This is a genomic window from Archangium violaceum, from assembly GCF_016859125.1.
Lineage (GTDB): Bacteria > Myxococcota > Myxococcia > Myxococcales > Myxococcaceae > Archangium > Archangium violaceum_A.
On record NZ_CP069338.1, the window covers coordinates 5,005,545 to 5,026,633 of the forward strand.

The 21,089-nt window shown below is 68.4% G+C and carries 17 protein-coding genes; 10 read left to right on the plus strand and 7 right to left on the minus strand.

The features are described 5' to 3' along the window. Nucleotides 1-8 precede the first annotated feature (8 nt). A complete protein-coding gene (locus JQX13_RS21475) occupies nucleotides 9-605 on the minus strand; it encodes a DUF938 domain-containing protein (RefSeq protein WP_203410792.1) in 597 nt (198 codons plus the stop codon). Between the two features lie 255 nt (nucleotides 606-860). Beyond that, the gene (locus JQX13_RS21480; RefSeq protein ID WP_203410793.1) at nucleotides 861-1,376 is read right to left on the minus strand and encodes a hypothetical protein; all 516 of its coding nucleotides are present in this window, start codon (nucleotides 1,374-1,376) and stop codon (nucleotides 861-863) included. 660 nt (nucleotides 1,377-2,036) lie between these two features. On the opposite strand from JQX13_RS21480, the gene JQX13_RS21485 reads away from it, so the two are divergent. Next, entirely contained in the window at nucleotides 2,037-3,383 is a 1,347-nt protein-coding gene (locus JQX13_RS21485; protein WP_239014990.1) for a hypothetical protein, read from the plus strand. Nucleotides 3,384-3,441: 58 nt separating this feature from the next. On the opposite strand, the gene JQX13_RS21490 is transcribed toward JQX13_RS21485, so the two are convergent. Further along, nucleotides 3,442-3,645 (minus strand): hypothetical protein, encoded by a 204-nt coding sequence (locus JQX13_RS21490; RefSeq protein WP_203410794.1) that lies wholly within the window; start codon nucleotides 3,643-3,645, stop codon nucleotides 3,442-3,444. Between the two features lie 269 nt (nucleotides 3,646-3,914). On the opposite strand from JQX13_RS21490, the gene JQX13_RS21495 reads away from it, so the two are divergent. Then, nucleotides 3,915-5,708, plus strand: a complete 1,794-nt coding sequence (locus tag JQX13_RS21495) for a serine/threonine-protein kinase (RefSeq protein WP_239014992.1) — start codon at nucleotides 3,915-3,917, stop codon at nucleotides 5,706-5,708. Here JQX13_RS21495 and JQX13_RS21500 read toward each other — a convergent pair. Then, complete coding sequence (locus tag JQX13_RS21500) at nucleotides 5,653-8,622, minus strand: serine/threonine-protein kinase (RefSeq protein ID WP_203410795.1); 2,970 nt, start codon at nucleotides 8,620-8,622, stop codon at nucleotides 5,653-5,655. The genes JQX13_RS21495 and JQX13_RS21500 overlap by 56 nt on opposite strands. Here JQX13_RS21500 and JQX13_RS21505 point away from each other — a divergent pair. Both JQX13_RS21505 and JQX13_RS21510 read left to right on the plus strand, forming a co-directional pair. Continuing rightward, nucleotides 8,606-9,307 (plus strand): sigma-70 family RNA polymerase sigma factor, encoded by a 702-nt coding sequence (locus tag JQX13_RS21505; protein ID WP_203410796.1) that lies wholly within the window; start codon nucleotides 8,606-8,608, stop codon nucleotides 9,305-9,307. The two genes, JQX13_RS21500 and JQX13_RS21505, sit on opposite strands and share 17 nt — an antisense overlap. A gap of 38 nt (nucleotides 9,308-9,345) precedes the next feature. Further along, a complete protein-coding gene (locus tag JQX13_RS21510; protein ID WP_203410797.1) occupies nucleotides 9,346-9,522 on the plus strand; it encodes a hypothetical protein in 177 nt (58 codons plus the stop codon). 121 nt (nucleotides 9,523-9,643) lie between these two features. Here the strand turns inward: JQX13_RS21510 and JQX13_RS21515 are convergent, their stop codons facing one another. After that, nucleotides 9,644-10,318: a hypothetical protein gene (locus tag JQX13_RS21515; RefSeq protein ID WP_203410798.1), complete on the minus strand. Its 675-nt coding sequence runs from the start codon at nucleotides 10,316-10,318 to the stop codon at nucleotides 9,644-9,646. Between the two features lie 446 nt (nucleotides 10,319-10,764). Here JQX13_RS21515 and JQX13_RS21520 point away from each other — a divergent pair, with 446 nt between their 5' ends. The 3 genes from JQX13_RS21520 (at nucleotide 10,765) to JQX13_RS21530 (ending at nucleotide 15,919) form a co-directional block, all read left to right on the plus strand. Further along, nucleotides 10,765-14,235 carry a PAS domain S-box protein gene (locus JQX13_RS21520; RefSeq protein WP_203410799.1) on the plus strand — a complete coding sequence of 1,157 codons (3,471 nt, stop codon included), beginning with the start codon at nucleotides 10,765-10,767 and terminating at the stop codon, nucleotides 14,233-14,235. A gap of 82 nt (nucleotides 14,236-14,317) precedes the next feature. After that, nucleotides 14,318-15,004 (plus strand): TetR/AcrR family transcriptional regulator, encoded by a 687-nt coding sequence (locus JQX13_RS21525; RefSeq protein WP_203410800.1) that lies wholly within the window; start codon nucleotides 14,318-14,320, stop codon nucleotides 15,002-15,004. Nucleotides 15,005-15,091: 87 nt separating this feature from the next. Then, nucleotides 15,092-15,919 carry an ion transporter gene (locus JQX13_RS21530; protein WP_203410801.1) on the plus strand — a complete coding sequence of 276 codons (828 nt, stop codon included), beginning with the start codon at nucleotides 15,092-15,094 and terminating at the stop codon, nucleotides 15,917-15,919. Between the two features lie 20 nt (nucleotides 15,920-15,939). On the opposite strand, the gene JQX13_RS21535 is transcribed toward JQX13_RS21530, so the two are convergent. After that, on the minus strand, nucleotides 15,940-16,368 hold the full coding sequence (locus JQX13_RS21535; protein ID WP_203410802.1) for a DUF1810 domain-containing protein: 429 nt from the start codon (nucleotides 16,366-16,368) through the stop codon (nucleotides 15,940-15,942). A gap of 136 nt (nucleotides 16,369-16,504) precedes the next feature. Here JQX13_RS21535 and JQX13_RS21540 point away from each other — a divergent pair, with 136 nt between their 5' ends. From JQX13_RS21540 to JQX13_RS21550, 3 genes are all read left to right on the plus strand, one after another. Further along, entirely contained in the window at nucleotides 16,505-17,296 is a 792-nt protein-coding gene (locus JQX13_RS21540; RefSeq protein ID WP_203410803.1) for a DUF3050 domain-containing protein, read from the plus strand. A 60-nt stretch (nucleotides 17,297-17,356) separates the two neighbouring features. Beyond that, a complete protein-coding gene (locus tag JQX13_RS21545) occupies nucleotides 17,357-18,550 on the plus strand; it encodes a hypothetical protein (RefSeq protein ID WP_203410804.1) in 1,194 nt (397 codons plus the stop codon). Between the two features lie 149 nt (nucleotides 18,551-18,699). Further along, nucleotides 18,700-19,239, plus strand: coding sequence for an NUDIX domain-containing protein (locus tag JQX13_RS21550; protein ID WP_203410805.1), 540 nt, complete (start codon nucleotides 18,700-18,702; stop codon nucleotides 19,237-19,239). An 11-nt stretch (nucleotides 19,240-19,250) separates the two neighbouring features. Here the strand turns inward: JQX13_RS21550 and JQX13_RS21555 are convergent, their stop codons facing one another. Next, on the minus strand, nucleotides 19,251-21,056 hold the full coding sequence (locus JQX13_RS21555; protein ID WP_203410806.1) for a hypothetical protein: 1,806 nt from the start codon (nucleotides 21,054-21,056) through the stop codon (nucleotides 19,251-19,253). Nucleotides 21,057-21,089 lie beyond the last annotated feature (33 nt).

The following is a 21,089-nucleotide window of genomic DNA, read 5'->3' on the forward strand; positions in this document are numbered from 1 at the left end:
CCAGGGGTTCATCGGTGCTGGCGGAAGACGACGGTGAAGTTGTTGCTCGGCATGTCCACGACGCGGTCGAGCTCCAATCCGTTCGCCCGCGCCTCCGCCGTGACGGCGCCCAGCTCGCGCACGCCCCAGGCCGGGTTGCGCTCGCGCAGCGAGGCATCGAAGGCGAGGTTGCTCGGCGCGGTGGGTCGGCCCTCGATGAAGTACGCGCCATACAGGATGAGCGGGCCGCCGGGCGACAGCACCCGGGCGGCACCGCGCATCAATCCCTGGCAGGCCTCCCACGGCGAGATGTGGATCATGTTGATGCAGACCATCGCGTCCGCGGACTCCACGGGCCAGGGGGGGGTGCTGACATCCAGCGCGAGCGGCGCTCGCAGGTTGGGTGGGCCCTCCTCCTGGCGCCACGCCTCGATGCTCTCCAGGGCGGTGGGGTCCGCGTCCGTGGGCTGCCACACGAGCTCCGGGAAGGCGCGGGAGAAGAAGACGGCGTGTTGACCGGTGCCGCTGGCCACCTCGAGCACGGTGCCTCGTGAGGGCATCAGCTCGCGGAGGACGGCGAGGAGGGGGTCGCGGTTGCGCTCGGCGGACGGTGCGTGGCGTTTCATGGGCGCGCGAGCTTCACTCATGACGGGGACGCTGTGAACACGCCGCTGGGGTGGGACAGCCCGATACCCGGCACGTTCAGCCCCTCGGCTCCGATGGAGGGCGGATGGGCGCGGAGGAACGACAGCACCCCCGCACGGTCCGCCGACCAGCAACGTCGGAAGGCGTCATTGGCCGCGGCGTAGCCTTCTTCTCGAGGTATGGCGGCGGGCCGGGCGCTGGCGTCACTGGAGCAACCCGGCCGATACGGCCTCGAACTACTGGACGTGGTCGCCGTCCTTGCACTTCCCCTTCCCGTCCTTCTTGCACAGCCCATCTTCCTTGTGGCCGAACTCGACCTTGTAGCTCTTGTCCTTGAAGGCAACACAGACCTTCGCATGACGGTCCGGGCCCGGCAGCTCGAACCGGTAGTTCAGGCTCAGTTCCTGGCAGGGCCCGCCCTTGTCCTTCACTCGGTCGGTCACCTCCTCCCAGCCCCTCTGGTCCGTGTATGAGTAGACCTTGAAGTCCTTCCCGGGTTCGAGGTTCTTCTTGGAAGGGAAGTCGAAGAAGACGTGGGTGATGTTCTTGTCGCCGTCGATGTCCTTGCAGAACTTCTTGCTCGGGCACTGATTGTCATCGTCGCCGAGGGCCTCCGTGCCCCGCTCCAGGTAGCTCGCCAGCGCTGAGGAGCCACTCGACCCGCTCTGCGCCTCCTGCTCGGTGCCTCCACACCCGGCTCCCACGCCCACCACCAGAACGGCCGCCATCAGAACCTTGGTCCACGCTCGCATCTGGATTCTCGCTTCTGGCGCCACGGTGAGAACTCTGGGAAGGGCGCCTCTTCCCGCGGCGAGCCCAGAGCATCGGGAATGCCAGCTCGAGAGCGTTGAGCAACGCTCTGCCCACATGACCTGGGAGGCTGCCCATCGTGTGAATCCCATTCGTGCTCCTCGTACCGGGCGAGGGAGATGGGAACTCGTTTTCCAGGTGTGGGTGGAAAATTCGTTATTACTGGAAATCCGATGCCTCGAAGGGGATGGTTTCCTGCCGTCACGCTCCCATCACGCCCTGCGGTCTATGTCGGCGCGGTAGTCCATTCCTCCGTGAAAAGGACGAGGCGCTTGTCGAAAGAGTCCGAGAGAGTCATTGCGTTCGCCGTTGCCGCCATACGGCGAGACCGGGTCCCGACCCGGGGGGCACGTGTGACCTCCGGTATCGTTCAGCACCTTTGTCAGTTCAACGGACTTCATGCGTCACTGCGCTGTGTGAGGCGCCCCCAACGGGGGTTGCCAACGGGGGTGTGACAGGGCCGTAACGGTCCGTACTCGAGGGGGGCCCCTGTTTTCTTCACTCAACTCCTCTTTGCCGGCATGTCAGGGGTCGTGTCTATTGTCGCCATCTACGCCGGGCCGGACGGCGAAGAGGGGGAGTCAGATAAAATGGAGAGTAGAATGAGAGTCGTCGCTCGTGCGGCATTGCTGTGGGCCGCGTGTGGGGTCCTGGGCGCATGCCAGGCGGGTGTTGGGGAGCAGGCGAACACCGAGGTCATCCGCATGCGGATTCCCCTGACGGGGGATGTCTGCGGAGTCGTTTCGGCGGATGCTTCCGTGTCGGCCATCGACATGACGCCAATCGGTCCCGTGGCGCTCGAGGTGGCGGACGCCGCCATCACGGGTCGCATCCCGTCGGTTCCCGCGGGTACGGGCCGCAAGGTCCAGGTGAGTGCGTACAACACCGCCGGGCTGGAGGTGTATGCCGGCAGCACGGACGTCACCGTGGAGGCTGGCTCTGCCGTGTCGGCCAGCATCACCCTGTATCGCAACACCAAGAACTGCCCGCTCACCGGCAGCACCGGTGACATCGACATCACGGGGACGTTGGACACCGGCGGTACGCCTCCTCCGCCCGCGGACGGCGGGGTCGTCGTCCTGGAGGGCGCGGAGTTCGCGTTCACCTTCGAGGATGCGACCTTGAGCAACAACGGGGTCCTTCACTTCTTCGATAGCACCAACGAGAAGATCCGCCGTCTGGACCTGACCACGCACCGCTTCCTGCCCGCCTTCACGGGCTCGGCGGACGCTGTCAGCATGGCCGTGGCGCAGGACGGTTCGGCCGCGTACCTGGCCTACTCCGGTGGACGGATCGATTCCTTCAACCCGGTGGATGGGAGCTCCAGGTTCTTCGGCGCGGCGCCGGCGACGGTGTCGAGCATGACGGTGACCGGGGACTACCTGTTCGCCATTGATGGCTCGGGGGCCTGGGCCACGCACGCGCTCTATCAGCGGTCGACGGGGGCGCGGGTCGCCTCGGCGGAGTGGCGGGGCACCTCCCGCAGCATGGCGTACTCGCCGGTCAACAAGCGCGTCTACTTCCTCGACAGTGGTGTCTCGCCCACTGACGTGAACATGGTGGACGTGGAGCCCACCACGGGCACGTTGGGCAACGAGACGGACTCGCCCTACCATGGCAGCTACAGCCTGCCCAACCCGCTCCGGCTCCTGCCCGACGAGTCGGGGGTCATCGTGGGAAGTGGTCTCATCTTCAACGCCAAGGATCTTACCTACCGCACCAGCCTGGGCCTGTCGTTCCAGGACATCGCCTTCCACGGTGATCGGCTCTACCTCATCGACACCGTGGGTGACATGACCCAGCTCCGGGTGCTGAGCAGCACCTTCGACATCCTCTCGGCTCAGTACTACCCGGGCACCGCCGAGAGGGTGTTCGTGTACAAGAACCAGCTCGTGCTCGTCACCGCGGGCGCGTCGGGCGGGTTGCAGGTGCGTCTCATCACGCTGTAGTCCGGTTTTGTAGTCTGGTTCCGGGCGGCCACTCCGGGGGGTGGCCGCCCGGGTCCGTTCAGGGCTCGAACTCCACGACAAGAGGTGAGCCCGGTGCCACCGCTACCTCTGGAGCCTTCTCGGGGAGCGGCGGTGCGGGTGCGAGCGCGACAGGCTCCTGGGCCACCAGCGGCGACGTGTCACTTCCCACCGAGGTGAGCACGGCCTGTCGCTCGTCGAGCAGCTCCGCCCACCACTCCACGCGCGTCCCCTTCCTCTTCACGGAGGCCCTGCCCTCCGTGCGCGGCTGCTCCCGCCGGTTCCACCCGGCGCCGTCCTCGCCGAAGTGGAGATCCGCGCCGGAAAGACCACGGGGAAGAAGCTGCGGCTCTGAGCGCGCTGTCTCCGCTCCGCTTTTCTCGAAAAGCAATCGAGCACGTGACAGAGGAGGATTGGATGTCTCACCCCCGCACGATTCGATGGAGAGCAACCACGGCCCATTGATAGTAATGAAATGACTGGAAAACACTGAATTGACAGGGACCCGGTGGGATGAAGAATGTGAAGCCCGTGCGTGACCTCCACACCTGGACTTCGGAGAGTGACACCCAGTCCTTCGTCATCTGGGAGCAAGGGCTGACCGTGGGCCGTTACCAGCTGTTGACGAAGCTCGCGGTGGGCGGCATGGCGGAGATCTGGCTGGCGCGACAGTCCGGGCCCCAGGGGTTCGAGAAGTTCGTCGCCATCAAGCGCATCGTCGAGAGGTTGAGCTCGGATTCGGAGTTCGTGGGATTGTTCCTCGACGAGGCCCGGCTCGCCGCGCAGCTCAATCACCCGCACATCGTCCAGATCCTCGAGCTGGGAGAGGAAGAAGGGGCCTACTACATCGCGATGGAGTACCTGGCCGGCGAGAACTCGGCCTCCATCGCCAAGGCCTGCGCGCGTCAGAAGAAGCCGCTGCCCCTCGCCCTCGCGGTGCGCATCATCGCGGACGCCGCCGAGGGCCTGGCCTATGCCCACGCGAAGCAGGGACCCGATGGAGCCCTGCTCGGCATCGTCCACCGGGACGTGTCGCCGCATAACATCCTGGTGACCTACGAAGGCACGGTGAAGCTCCTGGACTTCGGGATCGCCAAGGCCGCCAACCGCGAGACCCAGACGATGGTGGGCCAGGTGCGAGGCAAGGCGGCGTACATGTCGCCCGAGCAGGCGCGAGGCGAGCCGCTCGATGGTCGCAGCGACATCTTCTCGCTGGGCATCGTCCTCTTCGAGCTGGTGACGGGCACGCGGCTCTTCCCCTCCACCGATTCGCTTGGCGTGATGAACATGCTGGCCGGTGAGACGCCGCTGCCCCTCGCCCACGAGCGCAACCCGCGCGTTCCCGAGTCCCTGAGCCGCATCATCTCCCGGGCCCTCGCGCGTCAGCCCGCCCAGCGTTATCCCAGCGCTCGTCACTTCCATGCGGCGTTGCAGGCGTGGCTGCGTGGCCTGCCGAAGGTGCCGGACTGTTGCGAGCTGGCCCGCTTCATGACGCAGCTCTTCGGTGAGCGCATCCAGGAGCGTGCCCGGCTGCTGGAGTCCGCGCGCTCCGGGGATCTCACCCCGTCGAGCGCCCGTCGGGTCGCGGGGCGCAGCCAGTCCTCGCCGTCCATGCCGGGCCATGTCCTCGGGTCCCTGGAGCTCACCGCGAAGCTGTCCACCCCCCGCCGGAGTCGCTGGCCCTGGCTCGCCGGTGCCTCCGGGGTGTCGCTGCTCGCCCTCACCGGAGTGTTCTTCGCCCTGCGCGCGTCGCCCGTCGAGCCCTCCACCGTCCAGACGCCTCCGGTCGCCGAGCGCCCGCCCACGCCCGTGGGGCCGCCCGTGCTCTCCATCGAGACGGATCCCCCTGGCGCCCGGCTCTGGGTGGACGGCCAGGAGGTGGGAGTCTCGCCCCTGACGCTCGAGACGCTCGCGCCGGGCGAGCACCTCGTGAAGGCCTCGCTCGAGGGCAGGGAGCCCGTGGAACGTCCGGTGAGGCTGTCCCATCCGGGCGAGCGGACCCTGGTGATCCTCGAGTTGGCCGCCCCGCGGCAGCAGCCGCTCCCCCCCGAGGCGCCCGCGGAGCCCCAGGCCGCCGCGGTGGCTCGCGTGACGAAGCGCGCCAGGGGACGGCTGTCCCTGGACACCACGCCCTGGACCTACGTCTACCTCCGTGGGCGGAAGCTGGGGGACACGCCCCTCATCGAGTTCCCCCTCCCCGCGGGGCGGCACCAGCTCAAGCTCGTCAATGAGGACAGGAATATCTCCACCGTCATCGAAGTGGAGATTCACGCCGGAAAGACCACGGGGAAGAAGCTGCGGCTCTGAGCGGGGCCCCCCCATGCTCGGCCAGCCACCTCTCGAGCTTCTCGAGGTTCGGGGCGCGCGACCGGGGGAGCCGCCGGTAGTCCTCGAGGGCGGCGCTCGCGAGCTGGCGCGCCTTCTCCTGGTTCCGTGGCTCGCTCGCGAGCGCCCGGGCCAGCGCGAACCGCGCATTCGCCAGGTTCTCATCCTCCGTCCCAGCCGGTTCGCGCGCGAAGATGGCGATCGCGCGCTCGAGTGGGGCGCGCGCCTTGCGCGGCGCGTTCATCTCCACGAGGACCCCGCCCAGCCCCAGCAGATCGATGGCGACCTGGGGACTCTCCGGCCCCAGGGCCTTCTCCCGGATGTCCACCGCGCGTTGGTGGTGCTCGGCCGCCTCCCGGTAGCGCCCCAGCTTCGCGAGCGCGCGCCCCATGCCGGACAGGGAGGACGCGAACTTCGGGTCCGCGGACCCCAACTGCCTCTCTCGAATCCGAGCCGCGCGCTCGAACGCCCGGAGTGCCTCCTCCGCACGGTCCAGCTCGAGCAGCATGCCGCCCTGGTTGTGGAGCGTGCCGGCCGTCAACAGGTGCTCGTCGCCATGGACACGCTGGAAGATGGTCAGGGCCCGGCCCACGTACTCCAGCGCGCGCGCGGCGTTGCCCGCCCGCACCTCGTGAACGGCGATCGTATCCAGGACGACCGCAAGGTTGGGGTGCTCCGGGCCGTACGTCTTCCGGTAGATGGACTCCGCTTCCAGGAGGAAGGGCAGTCCTTCCTCGTGACGTTCCAGGAGCCCGAGAATCTGTCCCTGGCCGAGCAGGGCGGTGGCGAGCTCCGGCTCCTGCGCGCTGTAGGTCTTCCGCGCCAGCGCGAGCGCACGCTGGCTCTCCGCCAGCGCCTCGGTCAGCCTGCCCCGGGCACGGTGGAGGCTGACGAGGTTCCGGGACAGCATGGCCTCGATGCGGGCATCTCCACCCAGGCGCTTCAGGGCCGCCGCCGCGTGACGGGGAATCTCCTCGTCCGGGTCCAGGCCCGCGTCCACGAAGCTGTGCAGGCGGACCAGCGCGGCCCACGCTTCCGCGGCCTGCCGGTCGTGCCGGCTCGACTCCGCGACCTGGATGGTCCGGTGCCACGTCCGGATGGCCTCCCGGATCTGCCGCGCCTGTGCCTGCGTCTCCGCGAGGAGGGCGAGGACCTCGGCCTCCAGCGGGCCATGGCCCACGTCGTGAGCCTCCCGGGCCACCGCCGTGGCGAGCTCCAGCGCGGGCTTCACCTGGCCGGCGTTCAGCTTCGCCCTCACCATGGCGCGCCGCGCGCGAAGCTCCTCCATCCGGCGCCGCGTCCCCTCATCCAAGGGCGGTGGCTCCGGCGAGGCGAGCGTCGGGATGTCCGCGCAGGGGGCCAGGCTCTCCAGTCCATGGGCCGCGCGCACCGCGTTCTGGATGACCTGGGCATCCGCCGCCGCCAGCGTGTCGACCACGGCCGATAGATCCTCGAGCCGCTGGTCCAGGCAGATGAGGCGCCGATCGAAAAGCCGCTCCGTCGGGTGTCCCGTCACACGCGTGGCGACACACGCCTCGTGACTCGCCGCCACCCAGTCGCGCGCATAGGCGTCCAGCGTGCGCTCCACCTCGCGCCACGTGCTCGCCGCGAAGGGCAGGGGGCTCGACGCGAAGGTGGCCTGGACCGCGCTCTTCCGGGCCGTGTCCCAGACACCAACGAGCGCCTGCTCACTGCCTCCGCAGGGGTCCCCCGACGTGGACCGATGCAGCGCCGCTCCTCCCGCGACGAGCACCAGGCCCGCGGCGGCGGCCATGCCCACCCGGCGCCACTTCGCCCCCGGCGCCTCGCTGAGCCGCCGGAGGAGCTCGTCCATGGAGGCGTGGCGCGCCTCCGGTGATTCCGAGAGCCCCTGGAGGATGGCCCGGTGTACCCAGGCCGGCACTCCGGCCCGTTTCGCGTCCTCGCTCCCGGAGCCGGTCTCCGAGTCCGGAGTGAAGGGGCGCTTCCCATACAACGCCTCGTGGAGCGCGACGCAGTAGCTGTACTGGTCGCCGCGGGCATCGGACCTCTCCCCGCGTTTCTGCTCGGGGGCCATGTACGCCGGCGTGCCCAGCACCACGTCCGAGCGCGTGAGGGATATGTCGTGGAGGTTCGCCGGGACCAGTGAGGGCACGGACTCGCGGGGGCCGCCCAGGTCCTCGGCGATGCGCGCGAGGCCGAAGTCGGTGATGCGGACGCGCCCGTCCCGGCCGACCAGGACGTTGTCGGGCTTGAAGTCGCGGTGGACGAGCCCCTGCGCATGGGCCGCCGCGAGCCCCCGTCCCGCCTGGAGGAACAGCCCCAGCACCTCGTGCCAGTCCCGCCGCTCCTTCCCGGGTGTCATGTGCGCGCGCAGGGTGGCGCCGTCCACGAGCTCCATGGCCAGGAACACGTGCTCGCCGAACCGCCCCACGTCGTGAATCGTGATGACGTTGGGGTGGACGACGCGGGCGGCGGCCTGGGCCTCCCGCAGCAGCCGGGCCTGTGCCTGCTCCCGCCTCGCCGGGCTCGTGGAGTCGATGCGGATGAGCTTGAGCGCGACCCGCCTGTCCAGCTCGGGATCGTACGCGGCATGGACGACGCCCATGCCCCCAGCGCCGATGCGTTCGAGCACCACGTAGCGCCCGAGCAGGGCACCCCTCGCGAGCCAGGGTTGCACCGCTCCTCCGGGCGGCTGCCCGGGCTCCGAGGGCTGGGACGCCTGGCCGCCACTCGCACGTGCGGCTTCCGCCAGGAGCGCTCGACAGACGGTGCAGTCATCCAGATGCTTTTCCACCGACACGGCAGCTTCGGCGCCCAACGCCCCCTGCGCGAAGGCGAAGAGTTGTCGCGTGTCGAAGCAGTCCATGCCAGGAAGAGGATAGCCGACGTGGGCGGCCATGACGATGAGCGACACGGATCATCAGGAAGAGCGGGCCTTCGCGAGTGCGTGCGCGCGGGGTGAGGCGGAGGCTCTCTCGGAGTTCGAGACGCGCTTCGTCCCCCAGCTCCGCAAGGCTTTACAGCAGCGGGGGATGGATGTGGCCACGGTGGAAGAGGCCCTCCAACTCCTGCGCGTGAAGCTCTTCCTCCCCAGTGGAGACCGTCCTCCCCGCATCGCCGACTACTCGGGACAGGGCTCGTTGTTGGCCTGGCTTCGCGTGGCCGCCCTGCGCACCGCCCTGAACATGATGCGTGAGCGGAAGCTGTCGTTCGACCTGGACGAGGCCCGGCTCGAGGAGGCCGCCGCTCCCCTCGACGAGGCCGACCGGCGCTACATCAAGGAGCGCTACCGCAAGGACTTCACCGAGGCGTTCCAGGAGGCGCTGACGGCCCTGGAGCCCCGGGGCCGGACCCTGCTGCGGTTGCACCTGGTGGAGGGCGTGGGGACGGCCCAGATCGCCCGCGCCTACCGCGTGGACCGCTCCACGGTGAAGCGCTGGCTGGCCCAGTCCCGGGAGACGTTGCGCGAGGAGGTCCGCGTGCGCCTCGCGGCCCGCATCGGCGTGGACACGCCCGCGCTCGGCAGCCTCCTGCTCGAGCTCCAGAGCCAGCTCGACCTGAGCATCCGCTCCGCCTTGCGCGACCCGACGTCCTCCTGACGGAGGGCCGCGCCGGACACCGGAAGTGTCCTGCTTCCGTGGGGTTGGCGAGCGGCTCGGTCAACCAGTACGCGAAGAAGTACGGCGCGGATCCGAAGGTGGTCGCCGGCATCATCGCGCGGGAGTCATCGTTCAAGAACCACGGCGTGCACCGCGATGGCACGGGCCACGGGCTCATCGGCCTGGATCGGCTCGTCGTACATCTCCAACGGTGACAACGGGATGATCATCCGGTTCTGGCTGTGCGACGACTGCGCCATGACGCTCGGCCCCGGTCTGGGGCCCATCGACAGGGATGAGCCCGAGGCACACCCGCAGCGCGTATAGGGACGGCCCCTATGCCATCGTCACAGTGGGATCGATCAAGGGCCTCATATCCTCCTTGGGCAGCTCGAGCTTGGGGGCGATGACATCAGGCTTCTTCAGTAGTTGGCTAAGGGGGCCTCGCAGCTTCTCCTTGTCCAGGCCCTTGTCCTTGGCCTTGTCGATGTCGAACTCCGCCTGCTGCTGGGCGAGCTTGACCTCGGAATTCGAGCCCAGGGGGCCGAAGGAGAGGGGGCCGCTGGAACGGAGGTCGGCGATGCCCATCTGCTGGGCGCTGAGCTCGTTGAGCTCGTTGAAGCTCAGCGAGCCCTTCTTGGCACCCTCGGCGATGGATTCGATCTGCCTGGCCTGCGTCGTCCTCGTCGTCTGCGGGCCTCCTCTGATGGGGAGGAAGAGGTCACGCTGGTTGTTGCTGGCGGCCCGATCGATGTCGCTGCCGAGAGCCTTCGACAGCTGCTTCAGTTCCCTCGATTCCTGCACGGAGATCTTGCCATCGGCGTTGGCCTGCTGGGCGAGATTGGAGAAGGTCGCCTCGTTCTTGAGGAGCGTCTTGGCCTCGTTGGCGGTGATGGAGCCGTTGCGCACGCCATCGGAGAGCTTGCTCAGGTTCTCGCCCTGGGCATCCTTCACGGAGTTCGCGTTGAAGTTGGGGTTGAAGGGGGGGTGAGTGGGAGGGGCGACCTTCATGGGGTTTCTCCTATTCCGGTGACGGAGAGCCTCCAGTGCACCCGTTGTGCCAGGCTCAGGGCGAGGACAGTTCCCTCTGGGGCCACCCTTTCTCGGGGCCAGGGTGATGACTGCCGTCACCAGTTTCCCTGGAGACAGCAGTCACCACGGGGGTCTACCGGCTCCACCTCCGCTGCCGGAGGGGCTGCTCTCTCTCATAGGACGCGGGCGACGGAGCGAGCGGAGGTTTCCCGAATTCTTTGGACGAGTGAATGGGCCGAGGACCGTAGGGAGGCTCGACCTCTCCCTTCTCCTCCGTCCCCCGTGGGGGGCCCGCACGTACTCTCCCCTCCGCACGCGGACCGCACCAAATTGGAATTGAACAGGGGAGGGGCCGAGGTGCCCTGCTTGGGGGCCGATCCTCGTGTCCCCGCCCGGTGGAGTCCAGGCGTTGGGAGGTCCATGCGATGTCCGAGGATGGCGGTCGAGCTCCTGACTTCCGGGCCTTGTTCGAGGCGGCCCCGGAGCCCTTCCTCGTCCTCTCGCCCGATGCACCGCGCTTCACGATCATCGCGGTGAGCGATGCATACCTCCGCGCGACCCTGAGACAGCGTCGGGAAATCCTGGGCCGCGGTCTGTTCGAGGTCTTTCCCGACAACCCCGCAGAGCCCTCGGCCACCGGTGTGCGGAACCTCCGCGGCTCGCTCGAGCGCGTGCTCGCCCGCCGTGAACCGGATGCCATGGCAATGCAGAAATATGACATTCCCCGGAAGGAGGGCGGTTTCGAGGAGAGGTTCTGGAGCCCTCTGAACACCCCCGTGCTGGACGCGCACGGAGAGGTCGCCTTCATCATCCACAAGGTCGAGGACGTGACCGGGTTCGTTCGCCGTCAGCTCCGCGAGGCGAAGGCGGAGCTCGAGCGGCAGCGGGCCCGGGCCGAAGCCGCCGAGGTGCGCGTCTCCCAAATCCTCGAGCGCATCACCGACGCGTTCTGCTCCCTGGACACGGACTGGCGCTTCACCTACGTGAACGAGGCCGCGCAGCGGGTTGTCTACGCCCTGGGAGGAGAGGGGCAGCTGCTCGGCAGGTCCCTCTGGGAGGTCCTGCCCTCTCTGAAGGGCTCGCGCTTCGAGCGCGAATACCTTCGAGCCATGCGGGAGCAGAGCGCCGCCCACTTCGAGGACTTCTTTCCGCCCGCCGATGCCTGGTTCGAGATTCACGCCTATCCCTCGCCGGACGGACTCACCATCGTCTTTCGAGACGTGACCGCGAGGCGGCGCGCCGAAGTGCGGCTGCGGAGCCTCGAGTCGGTCGTGACCAACGCGAACGATGCCGTCCTCATCACCGAGGCGGGGCCGTTGGAGCATCCCGGGCCCAGGATCGTCTACGTCAACGAGGGGTTCACCCGCATGACGGGGTATCGGGCGGAGGAGGTCCTCGGCCAGTCGCCACGCATGATGCAGGGGCCGGGCACGGAGCGCGAGGCGACTGCCCGGATCCGCTCGGCGCTCGAGCGCGGGGAGCCCATCCAGGTCGAGCTCCTCAACTACAAGAAGGACGGCACTCCCTTCTGGGTCGAAATCAGCATCGCCCCCGTGCTGGACGAGCAGGGGCGCCTCGTGCACTTCAGCTCCGTGCATCGCGATACGACGGAGCGCAGGAAGGCCGAGGAGGCCGCGCTTCGTCTCGCCCGTGAAGAGGCCGCGCGCACCCAGGCGGAAGACGCGGAGAGGAAGCTCACCGCGGTTCTGGAGAGCATCACGGACGCGTTCTTCGCCCTGAATGAGCAGTGGCGGTTCACCTACATCAACCGGCGGACGGAGGAGCTCCTGGGGCGTGGCCGCGAGGAGCTGCTCGGAAGGTTCTTTCCGGAAGAGTTCCCGGAGGCGTGGGAATCAACGATTGGCCGGGAGTGCCGCCGAGCCATGCGGGAGCAGAAGATGCTCGAGTTCGAGGCCTTCTCTCCGACGACTCGCAGGTGGTTTCTGGTCCACGCGTATCCCGCGGCCCATGCGCTCTCGGTGTACTTCCATGACGTGACCGAGCGCAGGAGGATGCGCGAGGTGCTACGTGAGAGTGAGCTCCGCTACAGAGCGATCTTCGACAACAGCATGGATGCGGTCCTCCTGTCGGCACCGGATGGGCGCATCCTCATGGCGAACCGGGCATGCTCCCAGATGCTCGGTTACACCGAGGAGGAACTGCGGGAGGTGGGCTGGCAGGCCGTGTTCGAGCCCTCCGACCCACGACTGCAGGTCGCCCTCGAGGAGTGGCGCCGCAGTGGGCGGTTCCGCGGTGAGCTCACGATGAAGTGCAAGGACGGGGGGCACTTCCCTGTCGAGCTCTCCTCCTCCATCTTCCGCGATGGCCGGGGCGCGGAGTGGACGAGCATGTTCATCCGCGACATCACCGAGCGCAAGGAGCAGGAGCGGGAGCGGGAGCGGCTCCTATCGGCGCTCGATGAGGAGCGGCGCTGGCTTCAGGTCGTGCTCGAGACCGTGCCTCTCGGCGTCATCCTCATCGAGCCCGGCGGGCGCGTCTACTCCAACCCCCGGACCAAGGAGCTCTTCGGCAGCGCTCCATCCGCCAACCGCATCCTCCTTCCCGACGGGACACCCGTGCCGCGCGAGCAGTTCCTCTCTTCTCGCGTGCTTCGAACCGGTGAAACCATCCTTGGCGCAGAGTTCCTCGCCGAGCGCCCGGACGGCTCGCGGCTCCCCATCCTCGGGAGCGCCGCTCCCATCCGCGATGCCGAGGGACGGATCATCGGCGCGATTGGCGTGTTTCAGGACGTGAGCGAACGGATGAAGGCGCAGGAAGCCCTCCGGATGCGTGAACGTCTGTTGAGCGGCATCTTCGAGATTCTGCCGATCGGGCTCCGGATCGCGGACGCCACCGGACGCATCGTCCGCTTCAACCCCGCGGCCATGCGTATCTGGGGCCGGTCCGGCGCGCTCTCGTGGGACATGCACGAATACAAGGGCTGGTACGCCGATACCGGCAAGCCGCTCGCCGCGGAGGATTGGCCCCTCACCCGCGCGCTGTCGAAGGGGGATACGTGCATGGGTGAGCTGATCCGGATCCAGGGCCCCGATGGGACCCAGAAGGTCCTCATGAAGTCGGTGCTGCCGCTCCGTGACGAGCACGGCGGGTCCGCGGGAGCAATCGCCGTCGACACGGATGTGACGCAGTTGAAGGACACGGAGGAGGCGATTCGTCGCGCGGTGAGATCTCGCGATGATGTCCTGGGCATCGTCGCCCACGACCTCCGGAATCCACTGAATGGAATCCTCCTTCAGTTGCAACGGCTGCAGCGAGCGGGAACCCCGCTGGAGGGCATCGTCCACAAGGCCCTGGACACGATTCAACGCCAGGCGATGCGCATGAATCACCTCATTCGGGATCTGCTCGATGTGACGCGTCTCGAACAGGGAACGTTCTCGCTCCAACGCGACCGTGTCTCGGTGAGGGAGCTCCTGGACGAGGTTCGGGAGAACCAGGAATCCATCGCGTCGGCGGTGTCCGTGGACCTGCAGCCCGAATTGCATGGCGAGCCACCGGAGGTGTGGGCCGATCGGGACCGGGTCATTCAGGTGCTGGAGAATCTGATTGGCAATTCGGTCAAGTTCACCCCGCCGGGAGGGCGCATCAGGGTCGGTGCGGCTCGCAGAGGAGACGAGACCCTGTTCTGGGTCGTCGACACCGGCCCGGGAATTCCAGCCGAACACCTCCCGCACGTGTTCGATCGGTTCTGGCAGGCGAGCAGGACGGACAAGCGTGGCACGGGACTCGGGCTCGCGATCGTCAAGGGCATCATCGATTCACACGGGGGACGTATCTGGGTCGAGAGCCGGGTCGGCGCGGGGACGACGTTCTTCTTCACGCTCCCCGTCGCGCGTGCACTCGAGTCCCAGCCGGGCGATACGTCCCTCCATTAGCGGACTTCCGCTCCTCCCACGCCATGGGATATTCCTGCCCGCCCCATCCATGCGGCGCAAACACACCACCGGTACCGGAGCCGTGAAGACTCGCGGGCCTCGCACGGGCAAGGCCTCCGCCGCGGAACCGCGCGAGCGCATCCTCCAGGAGGCCACCCGCCTCATCGCCCAACGCGGCTTCGGCGCCATCTCCGTCAACGACGTGGCCCAGGCCGTGGGCATCAGCAAGCAGGCCCTCCTCTACCACTACCCCTCGCGCGAGGCGCTCCACGCCGCCGTCGTCGACTCCCTCATCGAGCACTCCAACCGCCACCTGCTGCTGCTGCTCGGTGCCTTCACCGGCAAGGGCGAGGAGCGGCTGGAGCGGGCCATGGCGCAGATCCGCCAGTTCTTCGACACGGATCCCCACGCCGCCCGCGTCATGCTGCGCGAGCTGTTGGATGGGGACCGCGAGCAGCTCGCGCGCCTGCGCCAGGGGGTGGAGCCGTGGCTGCGCCTCATGGCGGACACGCTGCGCCAGGGCCAGCAGGAGGGACGCATCCGCCTGGAGTTGGATCCCGAGGCCGCGGTGGCTCACGTGGGCACGTTGCTGGTCTCCACCTTCGCCCTGTTGCCCCTGGAGGGTTGGGCCGAGGTGAGCGGCGCGGAGTGGCGCGAGCGCCGGCTGGGCGAGGTGGTGCGCATCATCGAGCGCTACCTCTTCACCCACGCCAGCCCCGAGCCGGGCGGCCCGGGCCGTTCCTCCTCCCCCCGGCGTCAGACGAAGTAGGCGCGGCGCGGAGGTCGAAGACGTCCAACTTGAATCAGGGTGTTCCGCTCATCTGCGCCGGTGAATAATCCGGGCTAGACTGGACGTGTGACGCGCCCCTCCGAGCAGATCCCTCCTCCGGGAGTCCGCGCCAGGCTCCACGAGATCATCTTCGAGTCGGACACCCCGGCCGGGAAGGCGTTCGACGTGGCGCTGTTGTGGGCCATCCTCCTGAGCGTCCTCTCGGTGATGTTGGAGAGCGTGGCGTCCATCCGCGCGCGGTATGGGGCGACCATCCGGATCGCGGAGTGGGTCTTCACCGTCCTCTTCGCCCTGGAGTACGTGCTGCGGCTCTTCTCCGTGAGCCGCCCCCTGCGGTACGCATGGAGCTTCTTCGGGCTGGTGGACCTGCTGGCCATCCTGCCCTCCTTCGTGAGCCTGATACTGCCCGGGGCGCAGTCGCTGCTGGTGGTCCGGGTGGTGCGCCTGTTGCGCGTCTTCCGCGTGCTCAAGCTGGTGAGCTTCCTCGGTCAGGCCGAGGTGCTCCTCACCGCCCTGCGCGCGAGCCGCCCGAAGATCACCGTCTTCCTCGGCGCGGTGCTGAGCACGGTCGTCATCATGGGCTCGGTGATGTACCTGGTGGAGGGCGAGGCGAACGGCTTCGACAGCATCCCGCGGGGGATGTACTGGGCCATCGTCACCATGACGACGGTGGGCTTCGGCGACATCACCCCCAAGACGGTCCCCGGGCAGTTCATCGCGTCGGTGCTGATGATCCTGGGCTATGGGGTGCTCGCCGTTCCCACGGGCATCGTGTCCGTGGAGCTCGCGGCGGCCTCCCGGCACGGCATCAACCCCCAGGCCTGCCCCGGCTGCGGCTCCGAGGGCCATGACGTGGACGCGGTGCACTGTAAGTTCTGCGGGACCCGGCTCTGAGCGCCGGCCCGGGGTCCGGGTCAGAGCAGGCGGTCGGTCGCTTCATCGGCCTTCCCGCCGAAGAACGCGTCGAGTACTCGCTGGAACACCGGCCGCGACGGGTCGGCGCGGAGGAACAGGGTCATCGACGAGCGGAGCTTCTGCGCGTCGAGGTCGCCGAAGATCGCCTCCGCGGAGGGGGCGGACGTGTCGGCGACGACCTTCGCGCACTCGATGAGCCGCGGCCCCAGCGTCGGATGCGCGAGGTACGCCCGAGCCTCGTCGAGCGACGCGATCGCATACCGCTGGGCCATGGGGCTGCGGCCGAGGCCGGCGATCTGCGGGAACACGAACCACATCCAGTGCGAGGTCTTGCGTCCGCGGCGCAGCTCGGCGAGCGCCTTGTCGTAGGTGCCGCCATCCTCCTGGGCACGCACGAAACGAGCGAGGTCGTGGGGGTCGTCGTTCATCGCCGTCACACTACACAAGCCAGCGAGCGAGAAGGAGACCTTCTCCGCGCCAGCATGCCCGCCGGGGCATCCATCATGGATGGGGAGACGCCTCCCCTCCTGGGCATCTACGATCGGGCTCATTCCTGCCCAACCCATGAACCCTGATTCTCTCTCCACGCTCCTGTCCGCCACGGACGGGCCGCGTCAGGCGCTGGTGCGTCATCCCGTGTACGAGCGGCTCTCGGACTTGAACGCCTTGCGCATCTTCATGGGCACCCACGTGTTCGCCGTGTGGGACTTCATGAGCCTGCTCAAGACGCTCCAGCGGCAGCTCACGTGTGTGGAGGTGCCCTGGGCGCCCCCGGCGGACATCGAGTGTGCCCGGGTGATCAACGAGATCGTCCTGGGAGAGGAGACGGACGAGGTGCGGCCCGGGGTGTACCAGAGCCACTTCGACCTGTACCGGGAGGCCATGCGCGAGGTGGGCGCGGATGATGGCGCGGTGCTGCGCTTCGTCGAGGCCCTGCGCTCCGGTCACCCGCTGGAGAGGGCGTTGGAGCACGCGCCCGTGGCGGCTCGGGCCTTCGTGAGCCAGACCCTGGCGTCGACCCGGCTGCGCCCCCATCAGGTGGCGGCGGCCTTCCTCCTCGGCCGCGAGTCCCTGCTCCCCGCCGTCTTCGAGCGCATCCTCACGGCCGTGAAACCGCTGGGCACCGGGTGCTCCGCGCTGCGGTTGTATCTGGAGCGACACATCCAACTCGACGGCGAGGAGCACGGCGTCCGGGCGGAGCAGCTCCTGTGCCGGCTGTGCGGAGAGGACCCGGAGCGGTGGCGGGAGGCACGGGAGGCGGCCCTGTCCGCCCTGCGCGCCCGGGCGGAGCTGTGGGATGGCGTGTCGTGGTCACCGGACGCCACGCTGGCTCGCCAGGTGTCCGAGCTTCCCTGAAGGCTGCACGGCTTGCCACCAGGCTGAGCATACGCAGCTTCTCGCGGGGGGGACGAAGACATGCGAATGCGTTGCTTGCTGGCGGTGGGGATGTTCGGCGTGCTGGGCCTCGGTTGTCATGTGACGGCGGCGGAGGCGGGGGCGTGGGAGGACGATTCCCAGCGTGAGCAGCGCGATGCGATGCTGCCGTTGACCACGAGGGGGACCGGGAATTGCACGTCGCTCCTGCCCGGTCCGCTCGGCGCTCCGACCGGCACCCTGGATGTGTTCGATCCCGACGAAAGCGTGACCGTCCGGGTCGACGGCGCGGGCAATCTGTTGTTCGCCTTCCACAACGTCGTGACCGAGTCCTTCCGGCTCGAGCTGCGGCGCATGGACGGCTCGCTGGTGACAAGCATCTTCAGCCTGCCGCCGCAGCACTTCCTGATCGATCAGAGCGAGGGCTTCCACCTGTTGGGCCCGCGCTCGAGGACCGACCCGACGGTGGTCCTGCACGTATTGACGGCCGCGGGCACCCTGATTCCGAAGCCGCTGACCTTCACCGGACTGCTGGATGCGGTGCCTCGGGACGGCAATGGGACGCTCATCTCGCGCAGCCTGAAGTTCTCCTCGACCCGGTGGCGCGTGGAGGCGTTCGTGCTCGATGCGGACGGCGAGCTCTCCGCCGGACCGATCTTCATCGAGAATGGCACCGGTGCGTCGCCGCCTCCGGCGAGGATCGGTTCGAGCGATCCCGAGTCGGCGCTGATCCTGTTCGACTCGAGCGAGCTCCAGGATGGAACCCGATGGTCGGCGCGCTGGCTCAAGCCCTCGGAGGGCCTCGCGGTCGGCATGCCCTTCGAGGTGGCGGCCAACCTGACGAGCAGTCCGTCTCCCCGGCTGATTCCGCTGCTGGATGGCGAGCTCGGGCTGCGGGCCGGAGAGGTCTGGCTGGGTCGGTTCCGGCCATTCCAGAAGCAGTTGCTGCTCGCCGCGCCGTGGCTCGCCGTACAGCCTGGGTACGAGGTCGCGCCGATCGGCACCGGGCGTGGGTACGGCCTGTTCTCGCCCGGCGGCGACTTCGCATGCATGAACTTCCTGGTGGTGCGCACGCCAACGGGGGAGGTTTGCGGAGAAGTGGTGCTCCCGACGCCCCCACCCCCGTGTCAGGAGTCGTCGATTCGGGTGACGCGCGTGGGGACGCTGCTCCAGTTCGCGCCGTTCTTCTCGGAGCCGGGGAGCCGGATCCGGTGGTGGAGCGGGCTGCTGGATTGAAGCGGCCGGGCTGCTGCATTGCGCTGCTGCTCGCGGGGCTCACCGACGTGGACGCCTCCCTCACCAGGGGCGTCATGTTCGCGGTGGTGGGTGGGTGGAACTTCGCCGCTGGCCGTTGCTCGTGTTCGGTGCCACCCTGGAGGTGGCCCATGAGCATCGAGACGATCTCTTCGAGGGAAGTCTACCGGAACCGCTGGATGACCGTGCGCGAGGACACCCTCCGCAGGCAGGACGGCACGAGCGGCATCTACGGTGTCGTCCACAAGCCGGACTTCGCGCTCGTCATCCCCTACGAGGACGGCGCGTTCCATCTGGTGGAGCAGTACCGCTACCCCGTGAAGGAACGCTCCCTGGAGTTCCCCCAGGGCTCCTGGGAGGAGCGGGCGGACGCGCCGCCCGAGACTCTCGCCGCGGGCGAGCTCCAGGAAGAGACCGGGCTGGTGGCCGGGCGCATGACGTACCTCGGTCACCTCTTCAACGCGCCTGGATACTCGACGCAGGGCATGCACGTCTTCCTCGCGGAGGAGCTGTCCTCGGGCCCCCAGCGCCTGTCCCCCGAGGAGAGCGACCTGGTGGTCACCCGCGTCACGGTCGAGGAGTTCGAGGCGCTCGTCCTCGCGGGACGCATCAAGGATGCGTCCAGCGTCTCGGCCTACGGCCTGCTGCGCATGAAGAAGCGCCTGCCCTGAACGCCTCGCACTCACTCGCCGAGAAGGATGGCTTCCAACTCCGGGTCCTCGGCTTCATCCGAGACGAGGGGGTTGGAGTCGTCCGGATCGAACCCGTAGATGGAGTAGCCCGGGGGAACGGGGCCATCGTTGTGGCACATCACGACGCGAGGAGGAGCACCCACACCATCGCCGTCGTTGTCCGGGTAGAGGACGCGCCAGAGGTAGAGGGCGGGGTTGGTGTCGTCGCAGTCGTTGCCGGATGCGGTGGAGGCGTAGGGAGGAGGCAGCGTCGAGCCCGTGCACACCTCGCCGGTGGTGGACGCGGTGCGGCCGTCACCATCGGCATCCACGTACGCGTAGGCGAGATTCCGCCAGCGTAGAGCGTCATCCGGGGCGCAGTCGGAGCCCTGGAGCGAGTAGCCCGTGGGCAAGGCGCCGTCCGTGCAGAAGGACTCCACGCTTCCGGCACCCACGCCATCCCCGTCCGCATCCGCGTAGGCCTGGAAGCCCTGGTACACGTCCGCGCGGGAGTCGTCGCAGTCGTTGCCCCGGGAGGTGTTCGTGTAGCCCGCGGGCAGACTGGCACCGACGCAGAGGGAGCCGCCGGCGGCCACGGTGAAGGAGTCTCCGTCGGCATCGCGGTACTGGTAGGTGAGGCCCTGCCAGAGCGAGGCGTCCTCGGGCGCGCAGTCCGTGCCCTTGTCCGAATAGCCGGACGGCCGCGTGGGGCCCGCGCAGAGCGCCACGCTGGAGCCCGCGCCCACGCCGTCATGGTCCGTGTCCGGGAAGAGGTTCCAGGCGACGCGCGCCGCCGCGTTGGTGTCATCGCAGTCGGTGGGGCCGCTGGACCAGGTGGCGTATCCGCTCGGGAGGGAGGAGCCGCTACACACCTGCCCCCATGAGGGCACCCAGGCTCCGTCCCCATCCGCGTCACGGTAGGAATAGGACTGCATCTCCGAGCGATACCTGTCCTCCGGAGCACAGTCGCCCGCGGTCCGGACGTAGCCGGGCTCCGGATACGAACCGGAGCAGCGCTGTTCCACTGGCTCGCTGCCCACGGTGTCACGGTCGACGTCGGGGTACAGGTCGAGCCACTGCCACCGATCCGCGCGAGTGTCATCGCAGTCGGTCTGAGCGGCGGGCTCGAGACGGTAGCCCGTTGGCAGCACTCCATTGCCACCACACACCGTGCCCTCCTCGGGCACGGTGGCTCCATCCCCGTCCGCGTCCCGGAAGCGGTAGCTGACCTGCTTGAAGCGCGAGGCGTCTCGGGGCTCGCAGTCCGTTGCCGCCTCGAAGGTGCCCGGAGGCAACGTGGCGCCGACGCAGCGCCGCACGGGCTCGCCGCCTCCGAAGCCATCCTTGTCCTCGTCCGTGAACAGCATGCGCTCGGCCCACACCGCCGGGTTCGAGTCGTCGCAATCGTTCCCGCCCGGGGTCTGCGTGTAGCCCGTCAGCTCCGTGCCGACACACGCGGTGACGAGGGGGCCCGTGCCCACTCCGTCCTGGTCGGTATCGGCGTAGTAGGGCCCCTCCAGCGTCCGCCACCGCTTGGAGTCCTGGGGCGCGCAGTCGCCTGCCTGGGCCGCGGCGGTCGAGGGCAGGTCCTTCCCGGCACAGACCCAGATCAGCTCGCCGCTTCCATACCCGTCCTTGTCCGCATCGTCATAGGCCTGCACCCGCTTCCACCGCAGGGCGGAGTTGGAGTCGCAGTCCTCGCCGTTCACGACTCCGTCCCCGTCCGCGTCCTCGTTCGCTCCCGTACCATCCCCACCACAGCCGAGCTGGACGCCGCCCAGCGTCAGCGCGAGCGCCAACCACATCCATCGCGTCATGCTCCCCTCCACTTGTCCGTGTCCGAGGTGTGA